General features: G+C 47.6%; 4 protein-coding genes and 1 pseudogene. 4 read left to right on the top strand and 1 reads right to left on the bottom strand.

Annotated elements, in window-relative coordinates; genetic code table 11:
* Positions 1–541, top strand: a pseudogene (locus tag Q0X25_RS07175) (acetate kinase); the annotation flags it as partial.
* A 54-nt stretch (positions 542–595) separates the two neighbouring features.
* Here the strand turns inward: Q0X25_RS07175 and Q0X25_RS07170 are convergent.
* Positions 596–1084, bottom strand: coding sequence for a GNAT family N-acetyltransferase (locus Q0X25_RS07170; RefSeq protein ID WP_298580555.1), 489 nt, complete (start codon positions 1082–1084; stop codon positions 596–598).
* A 216-nt stretch (positions 1085–1300) separates the two neighbouring features.
* Between Q0X25_RS07170 and pckA the strand changes: the two genes are divergently transcribed.
* The 3 genes from pckA to Q0X25_RS07155 form a co-directional block, all read left to right on the top strand.
* Entirely contained in the window at positions 1301–2938 is a 1638-nt protein-coding gene (pckA, locus tag Q0X25_RS07165; protein WP_367270417.1) for a phosphoenolpyruvate carboxykinase (ATP), read from the top strand.
* A gap of 136 nt (positions 2939–3074) precedes the next feature.
* Positions 3075–4097 carry an ABC transporter substrate-binding protein gene (locus tag Q0X25_RS07160; RefSeq protein WP_298580552.1) on the top strand — a complete coding sequence of 341 codons (1023 nt, stop codon included), beginning with the start codon at positions 3075–3077 and terminating at the stop codon, positions 4095–4097.
* 61 nt (positions 4098–4158) lie between these two features.
* On the top strand, positions 4159–4690 hold a 532-nt coding region (locus tag Q0X25_RS07155), incomplete at its 3' end, for an ABC transporter permease (protein WP_298580547.1).

The following is a 4690-nucleotide window of genomic DNA, read 5'->3' as shown; positions in this document are numbered from 1 at the left end:
AGATGGCAAGGATATGGACACTACAATGGGTCTAACGCCACTTGATGGCCTCATCATGGGCACCCGTTGCGGCACCATTGACCCTGCTACAGTTTTTTATCTGCAGCGTGTGGGTGGTTACAGCATTGATGAGATTGACGATATGATGAACAAGCAGTCTGGCCTGCTTGCTGTTTCTGGTGTGTCGTCTGACTCCCGCGATATCGAAGATGGTGCTGCCAAGGGTGACAAGCATTGCCAGATGGCGCTCGACATGTTTTCTTATCGTACTGCTCAGCTGTTCTGCGCGATGGCAGAGGCTATGCACGGCGTTGACACCATGGCCTTCTCTGCGGGTATTGGCGAAAACTCATCCGCCATGCGCGCAGGTGTTTGCCATGAGCTTGAGTGGCTGGGCGTAAAGATTGACGAGGAAAAGAACAACGTCCGTTCTAGTGAGGTCCGTGACATTTCTGCTGCTGACTCCAAGATTCGTGTTCTCATTGTCCCCACCGATGAAGAGTATATGATTGCGCTCGATGTTAAGGAATTGCTTGGTTAAGCGGTTTTAACACCTAGGGACTGATAGCCGGAAGCTTTGCGCTCCCGGCTATTTTTATGCTTGCGTGAGTTCAAACGCGAGACGTGCATCGCCGGTTTCGAGATAAATGACACCACACTTTCTAAAACCTCTGCTTTTAAGAAGTTGCTGCATAGGGTAGTTGTCATGGTGTGTGTCAATGCGGATTACCTGTGCTTGTGTGCAAGCCCAGTCAAGCAGATAGCTTCCAATACCTTGGCCCTGTCTGAGTGTCGCTATGCGATGTATTACATGGTAAGGCCCTCCGTCCAGCCATGCGCCTTCAATGTAGTGGTAGCTTGGCTCGGGTCCCTCCTCAAAATCTATATATCCGCAGACTTTTTGTTCTGTATCAAGACATACAAAAGCAGAACCATGGGCAAGATCGCGTTTAATTTCGATTTCTCCAGGATAGTTTTTTGGCCATTGATGGGGATTTCCATGGCTACACATGTAGTTGCGCGCCGCATCAAAAACACGAATAATTGCTGGTATATCGCTTATTCGAGCAGGTCGTATTTGCATCGCGAACGCTCCTCTCAAAGATTTTTTGCGCAATGGCTCCGCTTTTCACTGATGAATTAACTGTGGTCAACTGTCGCCAACGTGTAAATAATGATTCTAATTGGATTTATTTACTAGACTTTGCTCGTAGAATATTTTTCTGCACGTTGGTATCCATTGAATGTCTGTCTATCCTCGTTTGAGGAGATGTTAAGCAGATTGTGTAGAGGAGGCATTATGCCAGCAATGACTACGTCCGGGGTCGCCACACAGCTCATGTCCGTTGGTGTTGACGTTGCGCACCCTCAGCTTCTCATTGACTCATCTCCCTCGTTGCTTGTAGAGCGCGCAATCGAAGCACATGAGGGCGTCTTAACCAGTACGGGTGCTTTGTGTGTAGAAACTGGTAAATACACAGGCCGCTCACCGAAGGATCGTTTTATTGTTGATACCCCCAATGTGCATGACAAAATTGCTTGGGGTAAGGTCAATATGCCTTTTTCTGATGAGGCATATCAAAAGGTAAAGGCAGCGGTTTGTGAGTATCTCAGCTCACGTGATGTTCTTTTTGCTGAGCGTTGTCTTGCGGGGGCTATGCGTATTTACTCCCGCAAATTCCTTGTAATATGCGAAATGGCAAGTCAGGCGCTTTTTGCGCGTCAGTTGCTTATTCGCCCTGCAGAAGAGCGCCTGAGCTCTTATGGTTTTGCTGATTTTGTGGTACTTTGTGCTCCAAAACTCAAGCTTGATCCTGAAAAGTATGGCACGCATTCCGAGGCATGTGTCCTGATTAATTTTGAAGAGCACATCATTATCGTTGCAGGTACTGCTTATTCTGGAGAGATAAAGAAAGCAGTCTTCTCTACCATGAACTACCTCATGCCAGTAGAAGAAGGCGTTTTGCCTATGCATGCTTCTTGTAATGTTGATCCGCATGACCATACGACGGCGATTTTCTTTGGTCTGTCTGGGACAGGAAAGACAACTCTTTCCGCAGATCCACGTCGTTCGCTTGTTGGCGATGATGAGCATGGTTGGTCTGATCAGGGTGTCTTTAACTTTGAGGGCGGCTGCTATGCAAAAGCTATTCGCATTTCTCCCGAGACTGAACCAGAAATTTTTAATGCGATTACCTTTGGTGCAGTTGTTGAGAATGTCATCCTCGACCCTGTGACACGCATTCCTGATTACTATGACGATACGCTTACGGAAAATACCCGCGTTGCTTATCCTATAGAACACATTCCCAATGCAGTTGCAGGCGGCTTTGGTGGAATGCCTAATGTTGTTATTTTCCTTACGGCCGATGCCTTTGGAGTGCTCCCTCCGATTTCTCGTCTGACTATTGAGGGTGCAATGTATCAGTTTGTTTCGGGCTTTACGAGCAAAGTTGCAGGTACTGAGCGTGGCATTATTGAGCCTACACCTACTTTCTCGACACTTTTTGGTGAACCCTTTATGCCGCTTGATCCTCTTATTTATGCCCGTATGTTTGGTGAGCGTATGAAGGAGATGGGCACTCGTGTCTATCTTATTAATACTGGCTGGACTGGAGGTCCCTATGGCACAGGAGAGCGCATTAGTCTTACCTATACGCGCCAGATGGTGACGGCAGCTTTATCTGGTGTGCTTGAGAGGCAGCGTGGTCTCAAACAGCGTTGGCGTCATGACGAGCGCTTTAACCTTGATATACCTACCTCTGTGCCTGGTGTGCCCGATCGAATTTTGGATCCACGTCGGACTTGGTCTGATCCTGAAGCATACGACAAGCAGGCTGACAAGTTGGCAGCTATGTTTGTCAACAATCAGAGCGAACGCTTCCCCGATATGGATCCCGAAATTATTGCAGCAGGTCCTCATAGTATTGCCTCCTAGCATTGCGTGATTTTTGACATAAAAGAAAAAATTCTGAGCTCCTGTAGGTTTAAATGCAGGAGCTCATTTGATAGTGCGCTACCATAGCTTATGTACAAGCGTCACATAAATACCAACGTGCGTTGAAGGGATTACCATGCATACGTTTTCACGTAGGGATTTTATTGCTATCGCAGGAGGAATGAGCGTCGGAGCAGTACTTTCTGCGTGTTCCAATCAAGTAAAAACGCCTGCCGGAAGTGCCGAGGCAGCATCTCAATCGAGTGAGCTTGCTGTACGCGTAGCCACACTTAAGGGTCCAACTTCCATGGGCTTAGCAAAGTTGCAAAAAGATGTGCAGGATGGAAAATCCGAGCATTCCTATGAGTTCAAAATGTATACCAATCCCGCTGATGAGGTATTACCCCTGTTGGTAAAAGGCGATGTTGATATTGCTTGTCTTCCGGCAAATGTTGCTGCTATTGCCTACAACAAAACCAAAGGTGGTGTGCGCGTTATTGATATCAACACCTTGGGTGTCCTTTATATAGTGAGCGCAGATGGCGGGATTTTGCAGTTGGAAGACCTTGCTGGTCGCACACTTTATGTGCCCAATCAAGGTACAACTCCTGACTATGTTACGCAGTTTTTGCTTGCAAGCGCAGGCGTGGCAGATCAGGTGACTATCCAGTATGTAAGCGAGCCGACTGAGACTATTGCCTCACTTGCCAAAGACCCGACTGCTGCCGGTGTTCTTCCTGAACCCTTTGTGACTGCAGCATTGACAAAAAATGAGTCGCTTCATCGTGTATTGGACCTGACAAAAGAGTGGGGAGCTGAGGTAGATGATGATAGTGAACTCGTTACTGGTGTGACAGTTGTACGTAGTGAGTTTTTCACGCAGCACCGTAAGCTTGTTGAGCAGTTCTTGTATGACCACGAAGACTCGGTACATGAAGTAACTGCTGATCCGAAGACCTATGGTCAAGTGATTGTCGACTTGGGCATCGTTGATGCTGCACCCATTGCCACCAAGGCTATTCCCCATTGCAACCTTGTGTACTTGGCTGGCAATCAAATGCGAGAATCTCTTGAGGGCTATCTCAAAGTGCTTTTTGAGGCAAATCCCAAGTCAGTGGGTGGCCAGCTGCCGCAAGATGATTTCTACCTCATTGACTAGCTGCGCTGTGAAAAAGCAGGTCAGATATATAGGGCGTAATTCAAGACTACTGCAGATAGTAGTGGCCGTTGTGGTCTGGCTGTGTATTTGGCAGCTTGCGGCCCTAGCGGTAGGAATAGATCTGCTTCTTGCAGGACCACTACAAACTTTTCAGGCTATAGTACGGCTTTTTGTGAATGGTGAAGTAGCTACTACGGTATTGTGGTCGTTTTTACGTATCGCTGGCGGCTTTGTGCTGGCTTATGTCATGGCACTTTTGCTTGCCTATAGCGCATGGCGCCACACCACACTCGAGATTTTCTTGCGTCCAGCATTGCTTGCTATCAAAAGTACGCCTGTGGTCTGCATTGTGGTCATGTTGCTTATTTGGTTTGGCACGTCTTGGGTGAGCCTGTGCTGTGTTTTGCTCGTCGTATTGCCCGCGACTTATTTTGCAGCTCTCGAGGGCTTTCGTGCGCTTGATAGTCAACGTTTGGGGATGCTCAAGCTCTATCGAGTTGATTCGTTACATCAGTTTGGAGCTTATATTTGGCCTGCCCTCCAATCGTATTTACATGCCTCTGCAAAAATGACTGTGGGTATGAGTTGGAAGG

Origin of the sequence: uncultured Olegusella sp. (assembly GCF_947253395.1) — a bacterium.
In the GTDB taxonomy this organism is placed as follows: domain Bacteria; phylum Actinomycetota; class Coriobacteriia; order Coriobacteriales; family Atopobiaceae; genus Olegusella.
This window is presented reverse-complemented; position numbering and strand designations above follow the sequence as displayed.

Coding starts and splice junctions, on each gene's coding strand:
- Q0X25_RS07170 (WP_298580555.1), bottom strand. CDS start 1,084: ATGCAAATACGACCTGCTCGAATAAGCGATATACCAGCAATTATTCGT.
- pckA (WP_367270417.1), top strand. CDS start 1,301: ATGCCAGCAATGACTACGTCCGGGGTCGCCACACAGCTCATGTCCGTT.
- Q0X25_RS07160 (WP_298580552.1), top strand. CDS start 3,075: ATGCATACGTTTTCACGTAGGGATTTTATTGCTATCGCAGGAGGAATG.